The organism is Niastella sp., assembly GCF_045805085.1.
Classification (GTDB): domain Bacteria; phylum Bacteroidota; class Bacteroidia; order Chitinophagales; family Chitinophagaceae; genus Niastella.
This window is the reverse complement of the sequence record NZ_JBJMLX010000161.1, coordinates 1-16,838: the sequence shown is the minus strand read 5'-3', so window position 1 is coordinate 16,838 and position 16,838 is coordinate 1. Positions and strand designations below refer to the sequence as shown.

General features: G+C 45.7%; 16 protein-coding genes. 7 read left to right on the top strand and 9 right to left on the bottom strand.

Annotation, left to right across the window (positions count from 1 at the left end):
- Positions 1–141: 141 nt before the first annotated feature.
- The 6 genes from ACJ751_RS08030 to ACJ751_RS08005 form a co-directional block, all read right to left on the bottom strand.
- Positions 142–708 carry a DUF4256 domain-containing protein gene (locus tag ACJ751_RS08030; protein WP_407744973.1) on the bottom strand — a complete coding sequence of 189 codons (567 nt, stop codon included), beginning with the start codon at positions 706–708 and terminating at the stop codon, positions 142–144.
- A 74-nt stretch (positions 709–782) separates the two neighbouring features.
- The gene (locus ACJ751_RS08025; RefSeq protein ID WP_407744972.1) at positions 783–1,187 is read right to left on the bottom strand and encodes a DoxX family protein; all 405 of its coding nucleotides are present in this window, start codon (positions 1,185–1,187) and stop codon (positions 783–785) included.
- A gap of 23 nt (positions 1,188–1,210) precedes the next feature.
- Positions 1,211–1,801 (bottom strand): YdeI/OmpD-associated family protein, encoded by a 591-nt coding sequence (locus ACJ751_RS08020; RefSeq protein ID WP_407744971.1) that lies wholly within the window; start codon positions 1,799–1,801, stop codon positions 1,211–1,213.
- Between the two features lie 6 nt (positions 1,802–1,807).
- Positions 1,808–2,272 carry an SRPBCC domain-containing protein gene (locus ACJ751_RS08015; RefSeq protein WP_407744970.1) on the bottom strand — a complete coding sequence of 155 codons (465 nt, stop codon included), beginning with the start codon at positions 2,270–2,272 and terminating at the stop codon, positions 1,808–1,810.
- Position 2,273: 1 nt separating this feature from the next.
- Positions 2,274–2,594 carry an ArsR/SmtB family transcription factor gene (locus tag ACJ751_RS08010; protein ID WP_407744969.1) on the bottom strand — a complete coding sequence of 107 codons (321 nt, stop codon included), beginning with the start codon at positions 2,592–2,594 and terminating at the stop codon, positions 2,274–2,276.
- Positions 2,595–2,660: 66 nt separating this feature from the next.
- Complete coding sequence (locus ACJ751_RS08005) at positions 2,661–3,278, bottom strand: RNA polymerase sigma factor (protein ID WP_407744968.1); 618 nt, start codon at positions 3,276–3,278, stop codon at positions 2,661–2,663.
- Between the two features lie 351 nt (positions 3,279–3,629).
- On the opposite strand from ACJ751_RS08005, the gene ACJ751_RS08000 reads away from it, so the two are divergent.
- The gene (locus tag ACJ751_RS08000; RefSeq protein ID WP_407744967.1) at positions 3,630–3,902 is read left to right on the top strand and encodes a MoaD/ThiS family protein; all 273 of its coding nucleotides are present in this window, start codon (positions 3,630–3,632) and stop codon (positions 3,900–3,902) included.
- 41 nt (positions 3,903–3,943) lie between these two features.
- A complete protein-coding gene (locus tag ACJ751_RS07995) occupies positions 3,944–5,026 on the top strand; it encodes a WD40/YVTN/BNR-like repeat-containing protein (RefSeq protein ID WP_407744966.1) in 1,083 nt (360 codons plus the stop codon).
- Between the two features lie 324 nt (positions 5,027–5,350).
- On the opposite strand, the gene ACJ751_RS07990 is transcribed toward ACJ751_RS07995, so the two are convergent.
- Positions 5,351–5,749, bottom strand: coding sequence for an ester cyclase (locus tag ACJ751_RS07990; RefSeq protein WP_407744965.1), 399 nt, complete (start codon positions 5,747–5,749; stop codon positions 5,351–5,353).
- A gap of 161 nt (positions 5,750–5,910) precedes the next feature.
- Between ACJ751_RS07990 and ACJ751_RS07985 the strand changes: the two genes are divergently transcribed.
- The 5 genes from ACJ751_RS07985 (at position 5,911) to ACJ751_RS07965 (ending at position 14,460) form a co-directional block, all read left to right on the top strand.
- Positions 5,911–7,080, top strand: a complete 1,170-nt coding sequence (locus ACJ751_RS07985) for a FecR family protein (RefSeq protein WP_407744964.1) — start codon at positions 5,911–5,913, stop codon at positions 7,078–7,080.
- A gap of 345 nt (positions 7,081–7,425) precedes the next feature.
- Positions 7,426–10,851, top strand: coding sequence for a SusC/RagA family TonB-linked outer membrane protein (locus ACJ751_RS07980; protein ID WP_407744963.1), 3,426 nt, complete (start codon positions 7,426–7,428; stop codon positions 10,849–10,851).
- A 17-nt stretch (positions 10,852–10,868) separates the two neighbouring features.
- Positions 10,869–12,473: a RagB/SusD family nutrient uptake outer membrane protein gene (locus tag ACJ751_RS07975; protein ID WP_407744962.1), complete on the top strand. Its 1,605-nt coding sequence runs from the start codon at positions 10,869–10,871 to the stop codon at positions 12,471–12,473.
- Positions 12,474–13,084: 611 nt separating this feature from the next.
- Positions 13,085–13,660 (top strand): RNA polymerase sigma factor, encoded by a 576-nt coding sequence (locus ACJ751_RS07970; protein ID WP_407744961.1) that lies wholly within the window; start codon positions 13,085–13,087, stop codon positions 13,658–13,660.
- Between the two features lie 146 nt (positions 13,661–13,806).
- Positions 13,807–14,460: an HD domain-containing protein gene (locus ACJ751_RS07965; RefSeq protein WP_407744959.1), complete on the top strand. Its 654-nt coding sequence runs from the start codon at positions 13,807–13,809 to the stop codon at positions 14,458–14,460.
- On the opposite strand, the gene ACJ751_RS07960 is transcribed toward ACJ751_RS07965, so the two are convergent.
- Entirely contained in the window at positions 14,457–16,220 is a 1,764-nt protein-coding gene (locus tag ACJ751_RS07960; RefSeq protein WP_407744957.1) for a carbamoyltransferase, read from the bottom strand. The two genes, ACJ751_RS07965 and ACJ751_RS07960, sit on opposite strands and share 4 nt — an antisense overlap.
- 235 nt (positions 16,221–16,455) lie before the next feature.
- Positions 16,456–16,746 carry a TlpA family protein disulfide reductase gene (locus tag ACJ751_RS07955; RefSeq protein WP_407744955.1) on the bottom strand — a complete coding sequence of 97 codons (291 nt, stop codon included), beginning with the start codon at positions 16,744–16,746 and terminating at the stop codon, positions 16,456–16,458.
- Positions 16,747–16,838: the final 92 nt, after the last annotated feature.

The following is a 16,838-nucleotide window of genomic DNA, read 5'->3' as shown; positions in this document are numbered from 1 at the left end:
TTTGCAAGCTCGCATCAAAAATCACCGCGCGGGTCTTTTATATAAGAGGAGGTCACGTGAGAAATTACCCCATGGAAGAGAAAAAAACTTAAATATTTGTTTTTCGTATATAAAGAACTAACAAACTAAAAAACCTGAACTTTAAACTCTCAATGCCCCTCTAAATCCCCGGGCCGCATAGTAAGAATCAGCTCCATTGTGATAAATGAACACCGTATTATATCGCCGGTCGCCAAAGATGGCGCCGCCGAGTTGCCGGATGTCGGGTGGAGTAACTATCCAGCTGGAGGTTTTGGTGTCAAATTCTCCCAGTTGCTGCAGTGAGCGGTATTGTTCTTCGGTAAGCAATTCAATACCCATGGCGGCGGCCATATCCATCGCACTGTCTTTGGGCTTATTTTCCTTTCTTGCATCCAATGCTTTGCGATCGTAACAAAGACTTCTACGGCCTTTGGGACTTTCGGCGGAACAATCGAAGAATATGTATTCATCCGTTTTTTTATCATAGCCCACGACATTAGGTTCGCCGCCTGTGTGTTCCATATCGTCGAGGATCCACATTTTTTTTGGATCAGTTTCCAGCTTTGCCTGCACATCGGCCCACTCTATTCCTTTGTGGCGGTTTTTGTTCTTTTCAAAACGGGTTTTCAACACATGGAGTAAATCGGTACGTTGTGCCGGCGACAGCTCCTTTTTTGTTTCTTTCATCTGAAAATATTTATTGAGTTTTGGCCAGATGGAACTTACCATCCCGATGTTATCGGGATGGACGTTTCATGTTGTTAATTATTAAGTGGGATGAGCCTTCTGTTGGCTGGTCTGAAATACCAGGAAATAATGGTGAGCACTATTAACAAAATGGGACCAAACAATTCTTTTGGGGCGTCATTAATAGCCAGATGAGAAATAACAGCGCCAGTCATCACAAAGAAAAAGCCGGCATAGGCCCATTCTTTTACCAATGGAAATTTAGGCGCCAGTACGGCTATCACGCCCAGCAATTTCCACACCCCGATTATTAACAGTAAATACATGGGATAACCTAACCGATTGAACATGGCAACCTCATCCTTATTCCGGATCAATTGTACTATGCCGGTTGCTGTCATTCCCAATGCCAACCACAGTGTGGCTATCCAATAGATGATCCTGTTTCTTTTTGCTGATCTGCTTTTTATCTGTTCCATGTTGATTCGTTTTTTAGGGTTAATTAATCATCCAGTCCTTTTCCACTAAGGATCTGTTGCAGGTATTTCTCTACCCTCGCCTCGCGGGTTTTGGCTTGCTTGGGTTGAGAAAAATAAAAGATATAAGCTCGTTGGCGTCCGGGTGTTAATGCTGCAAATGCTCTTTTCAGCGCAGGCATTTTATCTAATTTCATTCGAAATTCCTGCGGAACGGCATAGTCGGTTGTCTTTTTTAATGGCACTTTCAACCCGGCTTTTTCCACTTCAATAGCCTCTTTAATATATTTTTTCAGCGTGGGCGCCAGCTTGACGATCTCTTTTACATTGGTAAAGCGTACCTGCCGGGCCGATTGAACATTCTTCGTTTGTTGAATAAGGATACCCTTAGGGTCTTTCAACAAAGCGCCTTTGAAGAACAATACCGCACAGTAATCTTTAAACCCATGTATCAGTACGATGTTCTTTTTATCATCCGAGTAACAGGGACAGCCCCATTTTAATTCTTCCTTGAGTCCGATGTCAAGCGCGATCATTCGCAGTTGCTCATATTCATCGTGCCATTTCACACTTTTAAAAAAGAAATCAACCCGGGGATTCATTATGCTTGTTGCCATAGTTGTTTATTTTAATTGACGCACCACTTCTTCAATGCGGTTATGGGCCATGTTTATGCCTTGTGCAAATGGGAGTTTAAGCACCTGGTCTCTTTGTTCAACCGATTCGTAGATCACGTGCATGGTAAGCTTGCTGGTTTCGTCGGTGAGGGGTTCAAACTCATAGATCTCCAGCTGGATCCCAAACGGCGTGTTCTCCATTTCAAAAGTGCGGGAGATCTTTTTTTCCGGCACAAACTCATGGATCACGCCATTGAACCCGTGTTTATTTCCTTTGGGGTCGGTTGTTTCCAGTTGGTAACTACCGTGTTTTTTACAATCGAACTTCAGCACTTTTGTGCCCATCCATTGCTCGATGATCTCGGGATCTATATATGCTCTGAAAAGCAAGTCCAATGGCAGATCAAATTCGCGGGTGATCACCAGTTCCTGTTTGCCGGTTTCGGCATTGATCTTTGTTTTGCGTTCCATATTATTTGCTTTTGTATTTTTTCATTATGGATTCAATCTTGTTAAAACGGTCATCCCACATTTGGCGGAATGGCTCTATAAAGTCAGCTACCTCTTTCATTTTATTGGCGTTGATGTGGTAATAGATCTCCCGGCCGTTTTGCGTTTGCTCCAGCAACTCGCATTCGGTGAGTATTTGCAGGTGTTTCGAAACGGTAGGCCGGGCTGTGTCGAAGTTCGACGCAATGGCGCCGGCAGTCATTGATTGAGTAGCCACCAATAATAAGATGGCTCTCCTGGTTGGATCGGCAATTGCCTGAAAAACGTCTCTTCGCAGGTTCATTGTGTAGCTATTTGACTACAAATATACGTGTAGCTATGTAACTACACAATTATTTTTTCATTTTTCTTACACAAAGAGTAGTAACAAAATGATAAACAGTACCAATGAGCCGGGAATTTTTTCGCGTAGAATAGATATGGCGCGGCCCATTAACTTATAACAGGCTTTTACCGTGAGGTTCATGTTGCGGGCAATTTCTTCAAAGTTCAGGCCTTCATAATAGCGCAGGTAGATCACTTCTTTTTGTTTGGCGGTGAGGGTACTCAACACGCTTTCGATCTGTTGTCGTACTTGTCGTTGGTTTTCATTATGCAGCACACGGGTTTCAGGGGTCAGTTGCAGTTCGAAAAGATAGCCTTGTTCATCGCCCGGGTTCAGACCACGTAACCGGTTTTGTTTTTGCAGCCAGTGCATCATCGTAGTGCGCACGGCTTTGAACAAATAGCTTTTTACCGAAGTATGCAGGTCGAGCCTTTGCCGGTTCGCCCACAACCAAACGAACACATCGTGCAAACAATCTTCCACGGCGGGCAGATCGGTGATGAATTTTAACCCGTATTGTGTTAAAGGCTGGATGTATTTATTATAGAGCAGGGTAAAAGCATCATAGTCCCCTGACCGTATGGCAACGATCAGCGACTTATCCTCCTGTGCGCTGGGTGAATCCAAGGGTGTCCGGGTCATGAAACGTCAGATTACCGGTATGTTTCCGACGCATAACCTGTTAGCGTTGTTACATAGCCGCCCTGTAATTTAATAACAAATTGCACGCTGGCGACATTTGGATTATATATATGTGTGTAATTGAAGGATTTATTCCTCCAAAATCCAGCTTCAGCCAATCCATTTCCCGGTTTATCTTCTTTTTGTTATTGTATTCTGTTGAAACTCAGGAATTGATTAGCTTAGTAGCAAGCAGGGCAAAAGGGCAAAGGGCAAAGGGCAAAGGGCAAAGGCCACATCGCGGCAACAGACAAAAGTAAAATTTGTGTATTTGCTTTCGGCCTTCAGCCTTAAGCTTTCAGCTGCATTCAAATGGCATTAGTAAAATTCACATACGCATTAAAAAGATTTTTTCCAAAGCTGACGGATACAAAAGCCAACGGGAAAACCATTCCGGCTGTACTGCAGGAAATAGAAGCTAATTACCCCGGCGTAACAAAGTATGTGCTGGATGACCAGGGCAGCCTGCGGCAACACGTAAACATTTTTATCGATGGCGTTATGATTAAAGATCGCACAAGGCTCAGCGATCCGTTCGGGGAGAACAGCGAGATCTATATTATGCAGGCCTTATCCGGCGGATGAGGAAATTAAAAACAGTACATTCAATATTCAACATTTTCCATATGAGATCAACACTTTTATTGGGAACACGAAAAGGGTTAATTGCCTATCGCTTTCAAAATGGTAAGTGGACAATGGAAAGTTGCTCTTTTGAGGGCATACCTGTTTCTATCGCTTATGCCGATCCGCGCAATGGCACCTGGTGGGCTTGTCAGGACCATGGCCACTGGGGCGTTAAATTGCAACGAAGCAAAGACAGGGGCAAAAGCTGGGAAGAAGTGGCCGCTCCCGCTTATCCCGAAGGGGAAGAAGTGAAAGACGGCCTGCCGGCCACCACGCGGTATTTGTGGTCGATGGCGCATGGTGGAAAAAACTACATTTCACGGTTATGGATAGGCACTGACCCCGGCGGGTTGTTTGTGAGTGAAGATGAAGGCAACAGCTTTCAACTGGTTGAATCGTTATGGAAACATCCTACGCGTAAAGAGGGCTGGTTTGGCGGTGGCCGCGACCTGCCCGGTATTCATTCCATTGTAGTTGACCCGCGTAATGAAGATCATATTCACATTGGCATCAGTTGCGCCGGCGTGTTTGAGACTACCGATGCCGGTAAAAGCTGGGCCATTCGTAATAAAGGTATGAGCGCCGATTTTCTGCCCGATCCCACTGTAGAAACCGGGTTCGACCCGCATATTGTAGTGGCGGCGCCCAGCAACCCCGATTACCTGTGGCAGCAGAATCACTGTGGCATCTTCCGCAGTATCGATGCGGGTAAAAACTGGTTAGATGTTAGCGAACCCAATGGCCCGGCCCGTTTTGGTTTTGCCATTGCCGTTGCCGGCGACAATCCCGACCAGGCCTGGGTTGCACCAGCCGATAGCGACGTAAACCGCACGGCCATCCAGAGCGCCCTGGTTATCTGCCGTACCGATGATGGCGGTAAAACCTGGAAACAATTACGCAATGGGTTACCACAGGAAAGTTGTTTCGATATTGTTTACCGCCATGCCCTGGTGAACGACAGCAATGCCGTAGTATTTGGTACTACCACCGGCAACCTGTTCTTTTCACCGGATCGTGGGGAAAGTTGGCAGGTTATTAATAATTATTTGCCCATGATTTACTCGGTGCAGTTTGCGGATTGAGGAAACGGCAGAAGGCAGATGGCAGAAGGCAGAAAGCCCCGTCGCGGCAATCGGCCCTCCCCCCATCCCCCTCCGGCATCGCCTGCGGCAAGCCTTCGGCGGCCGAAGGTGGAGGGGAAGAAACGCATCCTCGCGTTATTGCTCAGCCTGTTAACATTTCGACCTTCCTAATTCCTGTATCTTATCTCATGTTTCCTTTATTAACTATATCAACCTTATCAACCCTATCAACCTCCTACTTTAATCCACCAAACCCTCTTCTACCTCGTCAACTTGTTAACTCGTCAACTGGTTAACTGATCAACTGATCAACTTATCAACTAATCAACTAACAACCTGCCCATACCGCCAATGCTCTACATACTGCCCCTCCTTCAACTTAACAATATCAATACAATGCATGGTAATACGTTGATGCGTAGGCGGATTATTTAAGAACTCCCCTACCTGGATCCCGGAGATCGCCTTGCGGGTTACCACGGTATCGCCTTCGGCTATCTGTTCAAAGATCTCCACCTTTACATCTGTCAATGCCTTGTGCAAAACATCTACGATATAATCTTTGATCCCTTCGCGCCCAGCGGGTATTTGCAAGGTGGCGGCGCTGCGGTTTACAAAACCGGGGGCTACTATTTCTTCAAAAGCCTGGATGTTGCCATGCTCAATGAACTCCTTATTAAAGCGGGTGACAACCGCTTTGTTTGTTTCCTGTAATGTATTCATATATCAAAGGTAGTATCAAGGGCAAGGGCACTGGTAACGCGCAAGGCTCAGATAATTGTTCTTTTAGTTCAACCCTGAATTTGAAGCAGTTATAAAATTCTGAAAAAAAGTTTTCTCAAAGCGTAGGGTGGCGCTGTCAATTGGGTACATATATAAGTAGTATGGACAAGCAAGCATTTCTCAGGTTGTTGGATAAGTACCAGGACGGCACCGCCAGTCCTGCGGAAAAAACATTGATAGAAGAATATTACCGCCGGTTGGAAATGGCAGGTACGACTGAACTATCTGCAGAAGAAGAGATCGCTTTAAGACAGGCGATGTATAAAAATATAACAGCCGGCATGGTAGAAGCGCAGACCCCGGTTGTTCCCATCAGAAGAAAAAACTATAGCCTGGCTGCAGCGGCGGCGGTGCTGTTGATAGCGATCGGCGCCGGTAGTTATTACTGGTTATTTAAAGAACAAACAACGCCGCCCCGCAATAACGACATGGCGAAAGCCAAACACCATGATCTGCCACCGGGACGGGATGCTGCTACGCTTACCCTGGCCGATGGGCGCACCATTGTGCTGGATTCTGCCAATGGCACCATCTCCAAACAGGGTGGCGCAACCGTAATTAACCTGAACGGACAGGTCTCTTACGCCAAAGCAGGCGACAAAAACGAACAGGTACAAGTGGTATATAATACGATCACTACTGCACGGGGTAATCAATATCAACTGATCCTGGCAGACGGATCAAAAGTTTGGCTGAACTCAGCCAGCTCGCTGCGCTTCCCTACTGCCTTCACAGGCGACAAGCGCGAAGTGGAACTGGATGGCGAAGGATATTTTGAGGTGGCAAAAAACGCCGCCAAACCTTTTCATGTAAAAACAAGCACACAGGATGTTGAAGTGCTCGGCACGCACTTTAATGTGAATGCGTATAAAGATGAAGAGACGGTAAAGACGACGTTGTTGGAAGGAAAAGTGAAAGTGGTGAATGGTGAATGGCCAATGGTCAATGGAAAAACAGCCATCCTGAAACCAGGAGAACAGGCTATGTTGAAGGGTAATTCACCATTCACCATTGACCATTCGCCTGATCTGGATCAGGTAATGGCCTGGAAGAATGGCTGGTTTGAATTTGACAACACAGATATAAAAACCATTATGCGCCAAATAAGCCGCTGGTATGATGTTGACGTTCGTTATGAAGTAAAACCCAATAACGAAACTTATGGCGGCCGTATAAGTCGTAACCTGAATCTTTCTAACATTCTTAAGATGTTGGAGACTTATGGTGTTCATTATAGGCTGGAAAATAAAACATTGGTTGTAGTTAAATAAAAGAACTGATGTATATACCCGGACACTAAGGACGACAAGCAATACAATTTGGCAATAAGCAGAAGGTTGTGTGAATGTTGCAAAGGGTTTAACAATTGAGAGAACAGTGCATCAACAACTATCAGGCATATATAATGCAGTCATTGCACTTCCCGAAGCTTTATTGCCAGTTGTTTTTGCGAAAGTCAATTAGAAATAAAGTTGAAATCGTATAGCGCAACTATACCTGAGAGATACAAAAACAAACAAAAAGCCGCTTCGTGGCCAGACGAAACGGCGGTGTTCAGTAATAATAAACAAGTCTGTTGAGGAATCATTTATTCAATCACTAAACCAAACAAAGTTATGCAAATAACTGCTATAATCCGTTTGCGTAGATATACGAACGGGTTAATCGCCTGGTATGACAGCCAGGAAATGCACAAACTGCTTAAGTTCATGAAGTTAACATCATTCCTGTTATTCGTCACATGCTTGCATGCAGTTGCCCATACCAGTGGGCAAACTGTAACCTTGTCGCTTAAGAACGTACCGGTGCAAAAGGTGTTCAAAGCGGTATCGAGGCAAACAGGCGTTTCAATCGTGTACTGTGAAAACTTGTTTGAAGGGTTACAACCCGTCTCTATAAACGTAAAGAACGCTACCATAAAAGATGTACTGCAGCAATGCCTCACCGGCGCCCCATTTGACTACAATGTGCAGGGTAATACGGTAGTGATCAGAAAGCTGTCTGCAATAGAAATAAAAGGCGACATCAATATACCGCCGCCCCCACCCGTTCCTGTAAAAGGTAAAATTGTAAACGAAAAAGGCGAACCCATCGCCGGCGCCAACGTACAGGTAAAAGGATCAAAAAAAGGCGCCAGTACCAACGCTGAAGGCGAATTCACCATCGATGCCGACAAAGGCGACGTTCTCATCATTACAAACATTGGCTATGCCACCCGGGAAATAACCCTTACCGATACAAAATCATTAAACATAACGCTTACCGTAAACTCACAACAACTGGGTGAACTGGTTGTAACCGCTCTGGGTATTCAACGCCGTCAGAAAAGCTTAACCTATAGCGCTACAAAAGTTAATAACGCCGAACTGACCACCGTAAAGAATTTGAACCCCATCAACAGCCTGAACGGTAAAGTACCGGGGTTACAGATCAACCCCAGCTCATCAGGTATGGGCGGTTCTGTTCGCGTGATCCTTCGCGGACAAAAATCAACGCGTGAGAACCAGCCGCTGTATGTAATTGACGGGGTACCGCTTACCAACTTCTCTACCGCACAGCCTCAAAACCTGTGGGGCGAAAGTGGTGGCGTTAACACACCCGGTCGTGATGCAGGTGATGTGCTCAGCTCGCTGAACCCGGAAGATATTGAAAGCATGACCGTGCTGAAGGGCGCCTCTGCCGCCGCCCTGTACGGTAGCCAGGCTGGTAATGGGGTTATTATGATCACCACAAAAAAAGGTCGTAACGGTATGGCAAAAGTAGATTTCTCTACTGCCGTTACTTTTGAGCGCCCCATGTACACGCCAGACCTGCAGTACAACTTCAACCAAACCAGTACCGACAATATTTACAGCTGGGGGCCCGCCGGTTCAAACCCCGATCATGTAAAGGACTTCTTTAAAACCGGTAAAACCTTTATCAATACCATTGCGTTTACCGCCGGTAACGAAAAAGCACAAACTTATTTCTCGTACAGTAATACCAACAACACTGGTATTATGCCCACCAATGAATTCAAACAACATACTTTCAACTTCCGTCAAACATCCAAGTTCTTTAACGACAAGTTGAATGTAGATGCGAATATCATTTTCAGCACCCAGAAAACAAACAACCGGCCTGCATCGGGTTTGTATTATAACCCGCTTACCGGTTTGTACCTGTTCCCCAGAGGGCTGAATTTCGATAACTATAAGAACAACTTTGAAAAATTCTCGCCCCTCCGGATCATGAACGTGCAAAACTGGTGGAACATAGACCCTGATAATAACATAGGTGGTGCCGATAACCAGCAAAACCCCTACTGGGTGCTGAACCGCGATGTGACCCTCGGTAAAAAAGACAACCTGTTTGCTTCATTGACCCTGAAGTATCCCATTACCAAATGGTTGAGCGTTCAGGCCCGTGGTAGCCTGAACCGCAATTACGACAATTACGAATTGCACGCTAATGCCACTACACAAATAGTGCTGGCCGACAACAATGGCCGCTTTACCTACGATCAGTTGACCCGCACCTTATTATATGGCGATGTAATCCTTTCGGGTAATCTTAAGCTTACCGATAAGATCGGTTTCAACTTTAATGCCGGTACCAGCATCAACGACCAAAAGCAGGACCGCACCTATATCGATTCAAAAGGCAGCGACCTGGCTTATGCCAACATATTTACATTAGGCAACCTGAATCTCACCCCGGCACTGATGATGCAGCCATCCGGTTTGCGCCGCCAGGTTCAGTCGATCTTTGCCACCGGTACATTCGATTATGATCAAAAGGTATATTTAGATCTTACCGCGCGTAACGACTGGTCGTCAACACTGGCTTATACACCTAAGGCAAAAAGCGGCTATCCATATTTCTCTGCCGGTATCAATACCATCATCAGCGAACTGGCGCATCTGCCGCAATTTATCAACTACAGTAAAGTACGTTTCTCCTTTGCAAAAGTGGGTAACGACGTAGAGCCCTTCTCTACCTACCCTACCAATACCATCAATTCGGGCGCTGTGCAAACTGTTCAGGTGAGCCCTTACCTGGGCACTTACCTGAAACCGGAAGACGCCCGTTCCTTTGAAATTGGTACCGAGTGGAAATTCCTGAACAACCGGTTAAGTGTTGACTTCACCTGGTATAAGACCAATACCCGCAACCAGTATTTTGATTTCAGCGCACCCAGAGGCAGCGGCTACTCCCGCTTCTTTGTAAATGCCGGTAACATCGAGAACAAAGGTATTGAGGCAATGATTGGTTATGATCTGTTGAGCAAAGGAAATGTGAAATGGAACACCAGTGTAAACTTTACCCGCAACCGCAACAAGATCGTTGAACTGTTACCAGAGCTGGGTGGAACGTATGAGCTCACACTCGCAGGCGTGAACAGTTATTCGCTCCGCATTCGCGAAGGCGGTTCATATGGCGACATTTACGGCATCAAGTTCCAACGTGCAGCCGATGGTTCTATCATTGTAGACGATAAAGGAAAACCACAGGCCGACAAATTCGGTTTCGTTGGCAATCCCAACCCCAATTTCCTCGCCGGCTGGAACAACTCAGTTGAATATAAGAACTTTGTTATATCGGCGCTTATCGATGGCCGCTTTGGAGGTAAGGTGATGAGCATTACCCAGGCGGTTCTGGATGAGTACGGTGTATCGAAAGCAACGGCGGATGCCCGTAACAACGGCGGCGTTCACATGCCCGCTACCATGCTGAATGGCAGCAAATGGAGTGGCGCCATACCTGCTGAAATCTTCTATACAACCGTAGGTGGCCGTGCAGGGATCTCTGAATATTACATGTACGATGCCACCAACATCAGATTGCGTGAACTATCAGTGGGTTACAAATTGCCCTCAAAGTCAACAATTATAAAGGATATGCGCCTTTCACTGGTAGCACGCAATCTTTTCTTTATTAAAAAAGAAGCGCCCTACGATCCTGAGTTGAGCATGAGCACTGGTAACGGGTTACAGGGCATCGATGTGTTCTCACTGCCTTCTACCCGCAGCATGGGTTTAAGCTTTAGATGTTCCTTTTAATCAAAACACCAATTACAATGAACAAGCATTCTAAATATATTCTTTCTATAGCAGCTGCTGCCAGTCTTGCGGTGAGCGGTTGTACTAAAAACTTCGAGGACTACAATAAGAATCCTTATGGCGCCAGCAACGACGACCTGTTGCCCGATTACGGGTTGGTAGTAGGCCAGTTGAAGGAAGCGCAACACTCCATTTACGTGTATCAGCCGGCCTGGGTTACCCAGTTGCAGCAAAACCTGATGGGTGATGTGTTCGGTGGTTATATGATGTCGCCTACCCCATTCCGTGGTAACAGCAACAACCTGAACTACGACCTGGTTGATGGCTGGAACCTGTATGCGCTGAACCCGGCTTACAGCAGCGCCGAAGCCAGTGTAATGGCTCCGTTGGCGAATGTAGAACAGATCACCAAAGCAGCAGCACCCGATCTGTACGCCATGGCCAAGATCCTGAAGGTGGAAGCCATGCACCGCGTAAGCGATATTTTCGGTCCCATCATGTACTCGAAATATAAAATGCGGGCGGAAGACGGCGGTTATGATTATGACTCCCAACAGGAGGCTTATACTAATTTCTTTAATGACCTGAACGAAGCCATTACCATATTGACCCCGCTTCGCACCCAGAAGTCTACGCCCACTTTCACCAATGCCGACCTGGTTTACAAAGGTGATTATTCAAAATGGTTGCAGTTTGCCAACTCCCTGCGTTTGCGCCTGGCCCTGCGCATTGTGAAAGCCGATGCCGCCAAAGCAAAAACGGAAGGGGAAGCGGCGCTGGCCAATGCCGGTGGTTTGTTAAGCAAAGCCGACGATAATTTCAATGTGAATATCGGCGCTACCGTTCACCCGTTGAACACCATCAGCGGCGCCTGGGGCGATATTCGGATGAGCGCACCCATGGAATCGATCCTGAATGGTTACAAGGACCCACGCCTGCCCAAATATTTTTTGCCGGCCAGCGACAATGCCGTAAAAGGCCAGTATAAAGGTATCCGCAATGGTATCGACATTGACGCCAAAACCCGTTACCAGGATTATTCCGCCCTGGTTGATCTGCCCAGTAAACTGCAATTGATGACCGCTGCCGAAGCCTTTTTCCTGAAAGCGGAGGCCGCCGCACGCGGATGGGCAAACGCCGGCACCGCCAAAGACAATTATGAATCAGGCATAACCACTTCATTTGCTCAATATGGTTTAAGTGCCAACACATACATCAACGATGCGGTGAGCACACCAGCAGAATATATAGATCCCAAATCCATTACACCTGGCCAGAACGATATCAAAACCGGCAGCCAATGGTTGAGCACCATTACCATTAAATGGGATGATGCCGATGGGTTTGAGAAAAAACTGGAAAGGATCATTACCCAGAAATGGATCTGCATGTTCCCCGATGGTCAGGAAGCGTGGAGCGAGTTCCGCAGAACGGGTTATCCTAAACTGTTCCCGGTAGTGATCAATAACAGCGCTGGTAAAATTTCCACTACGGTGTTTGTTCGTCGTATCAATATTCCACCCGATGAGTATTTAACCAATCCCAAAGGTGTTGAAAGAGCCATCAAAACACTGAAGGGACCAGACAATGGTGGAACGAGATTATGGTGGGATGTGCAGTAGAGTTGACCAGTTAACAAGTTGACGAGTTGACCAGGAAGAAAAAAGGAAGTTGATAGGATTGATAGAGTTGACGAAGTTAACAAGGAAAACCGCGACACGGCGGTAGTCAGCAATAGATGAGTGATAAAAAAATTATGAGGTTGCCCAACTCCCCCCTCCACCGGAGGGGGCCGGGGGGAGGCCAAAGTTTTTAGAGATAGCAACACCCGGCGGTTGAGAACATTGCAACCTATCGATCGTCAAGGGTAAAGGACAGAAAGATCTTAAGGGGAGTTCTTTTATGTCCATCTGCAGATTTCTATTGAACCTCCCGTCCACAACAACGGGAAGAAGCTTCTGTGAAAGCCGGGTGCAAAAGAATAAAAGGGTTTGAAGAAGGTCTCTCTTATTCGATGCTGATGTCTATCTCCGGCTTCCCCGAAGCAAAGAGTTAAAGGAGTAAAAGAGTTTGAAGAAGGTCTCTTTTACTCCTTTCTCTTTTTTATGACCTAAATAACCCCAACACTTATTCAAAATAATTAATATAGAAAAATCTTTCTTGCAGATTTTGCAGTTTTCTGCTTCAAACACTACCGCGCAGGTTAATTTTGTCTTAACTTTCGGGTAAGAACGTGCAACATTATCCTACGCATACAGACAATGAGTTACTGAGAATGCTTTCTCAAAACGATGAATTTGCCTTTGCCGAGATCTACAACCGGTATTGGAAGTTATTGTATTCTTCAGCCCACAATATACTACAGGTAAAAGCTACCGCACAGGATGCCGTGCAGGAAGTTTTTATTTCATTATGGAAACGCCGCGCCGACATTCAGATAGATGCCTTACAACCGTATTTGCACCAGGCGGTCCGCTTCCAGGTTTTCAAAGCCATCCGGGCAGAAAAAACCGACCAGCAATTCTTTAACCGGCTGGCGATGATAACCCGTGATATTCTTTTTGAAGATCCCATGCTGTTTAAGGAACTGGAAACATTATACCAGCAATTGATACACGCCTTACCGGCCGATGAACAGGAGATCTTCCGCCTGCACCGCGACAGCGGCCTCACCTATAAACAGATCGCCGAACAAAAAAACATTTCAGTAAAAACAGTGGAGAAGAAAATGAGCCGGTCGTTGAAGGAATTGCGATTTGGGTTGGATGATGCGTTGATGGTGATAACTACAATTTATTTGTTGAAATAGCGGGGCAAAGGGCAGAAGGCAAAGGGCAAAAAGAAAACAGCCTTAAGCTATAAACATCCTTCCATAAAGAATTAAGAACATAGAACCAGGAACTTAATAACCAAGAACTAAATAACTTAAAAACTTTACTTCCGTACATTCGCTTCATGAATAAAGAGGAGATCATTTCCAGAACTATCGATCACGTAAAACAAACCCTTGTCAACGCCGAAGGCGGGCACGACTGGTGGCATATTCACCGCGTATGGAAAACAGCCCGGCATATTGCCGCTGCTGAAAAAGCCGATGAACTGGTGGTAGCCCTGGGCGCCCTGCTGCATGATATTGCCGATTCAAAATTTCATAATGGCGATGAAACCATTGGCCCGCGCATGGCCAGGGAATGGTTGCAGTCGTTGCAGGTAGAGGAACCGGTTATTGAACATGTAGAAAACATTATTACCCATATTTCTTTTAAAGGCGGTAACCACCACCAACCCTTTAGATCAAAGGAGCTGGATATTGTGCAGGATGCCGACCGGCTCGACGCCATAGGCGCCATTGGTATTGCCCGGGCGTTTAGTTATGGCGGTTTTAAAAACCGGCTGCTCTACGATCCGGCTGTACCCACCAACCTGAACATGAGCAAGGAAGAATATAAGAACAACAACGCGCCTACCATCAATCATTTTTATGAAAAGCTGTTATTGCTGAAGGATAGAATGAATACAGCCACCGGAAAGGAATTAGCCTTGCAGCGTCATGCCTTTATGGAAAGCTATCTGAAACAGTTTTATGGGGAATGGGATGGCGAGCGCTAGCCCTTTGCATCTGCCATTGCCAGGTTGCTTTGCGCATTTACTGATCTGAATTCGGCCTGATTGGAATTTTTTTCAATAATAAAATTCCCAAGAACCAGCACATCCAATCCCGTAGTGAAAAAACACCGGAGTGCATCATACGGTGATTCTACGATCGGTTCTCCCATTATATTAAAACTTGTGTTGAGCAGAACCGGAACACCGCTCAGTTTTTCAAACTCTTTCAGCAGGGTATGAAACCTGCTGTTCGTTTCCTGATGAATGGTTTGCAAACGAGCCGTTCCGTCTACATGCGTAATGGCCTGAACAAGATCGCGTTTGCCAGGCAATACATTGCATACCTTCAGCATAAAAGGATCAGCCACATGCTGCTCAAAGTATTTTGGAACATCTTCTATCGGGCATGAGGGCGCAAAGGGGCGAAAAGCTTCCCGGTGTTTCACTTCTGCATTCACTTTATCTTTCATGTGTTTGAGCGTTGGATCGGCCAGGATACTGCGGTTGCCGAGCGACCGAGGTCCTATTTCCATACCTCCCTGGAACCACCCTACTATTTTTCCCTCATGTAAAATTTCAGCCGTCTTTTCTTCTATATTGCTATAATAAGTTGCGGACAATTTGCAGGAACTGATAATCATTTCAATCTCCTTGTTACTGTAACTGCCGCCCACAAAAGGATCTTTATGAACAAAACCGCGCTTGCTTTTTAAGATACAATTGTACAGGTAAAATGCAGCGCCAATAGCCGTTCCATTATCCCCTGCTGCCGGCATCAGGTAGATATCTTTAAACCCGCTTTCCCGAACAATTCGTCCATTGGCCACACTGTTGAGTGCAACGCCGCCGGAAATCACCAGGTAATCCTCTCCCGTAGTTGTATGAAGGCTGCGGGCAATTTTGAGCATACATTCTTCCAGATGAAGCTGAAAGGCAGCGGCAACATCCAGGTGATGCTGTTCGAATTTAGCTCGTTTGTCTTTACTGCGGGGCGTCCCGAAAACTTCAACGAATTTGGAACTGTACCGCACCGGAGAATAGGTTTGGTACTGGAAATAACTCAGGTCTACCCCTATAGAAAGATCATCGTTGATCCAAAACATCCGGGAGACTTTATCATAATAATTTTGCGGGTTACCCAATGGCGCAAGCCCCATCGTTTTTCCCTCATCGTAATTAGGAATGAAACCGCAGAATTGGGTGGCTGCTTCATATACTGCTCCCAGCGACATAGGAAAATAGTCCTGTCTGAAACAGGTATAACCGGTACCTTTTGCCTTGCCCATAAAGGTCGTGGCCCATTCACCTGAACCGTCTACAGACAGCAACGCAGCGCTTTCGTAAGGTGAAATTAAAAAAGTACCTACTACGTGAGAGAGGTGATGAGGCACATAATGAACCGGCGGTTTATGACCTTCCCCGAAAAATGGGCGGTACCAATTGGAAAAACGCCTGCGTTTCCAAAACAAATTCATCATCATTTCCTCCCAAATGAATTTACGGCTTCGCCGCAGGTGCCTTAGGCCATACAACATCTTTTTTCCCAGGCTCAGGGTTGGGTCTACAGAGATAGCAATATAATCGATGTTGGCAGGTGTTAACCCAGCCACTTGCAGACATTTATCAATGGCATGAATGGGAAACTCCGTGGCGTGCTTTTTCCTGGTGAGTCGTTCTTCCTCAATTGCAACAACAAGATGACCATCTGACACAATACATGCAGTGGAGTCATGATAATAAAAGTTGAGTCCAAGAATGTTCATAAACCTTATTTTTTGAAGATCCAAGATTCCTTTGCTATTATCTTTCCAGTATTAGCAATAAATACTGGCGTAATAACATTAATACAGTTACTAAAGAAGGGAACAGATAACAATAAGAGGTTTGGTAATGTTAAGGCAACAGGAAGGATATTAAATTAAGAAGGTAAATGTAAAATATAATATATACATTGAAAAATTTCCTGATAAAGGTCAGGTTAAACAGCCGCTGTTATGGTCATTTCTGTAAAAGAATAAGCAATTGGTTATAAACATTATCAGGGCGGTCGGCCCGCTTGTTAACTATGCTGCCATTTTTGTCAATGATGGCATAATGCGGTATGCTATTGACCCCAAACAACGCCTCAGCCTCTTTTGTCATGGTTTCATTTAATAAATAATGTTCGCCTTCCACGTTCATTTGCTCACGGGCTTTTAACCAGGCCTTTTCTTTATCCTTATACGCAAAATAAAGAAATACGATCTCCTTCCCTTTAAGTTTGTTTTTTAATTCGGCCGCATTGGGCATTTCAGACAGGATAACTACCTTGCCTGATCGATGTTGCTAATATACAGGGATTTTATGTAACCAGGTAACTGGTCCGGCAGCCTGCGGGGCAT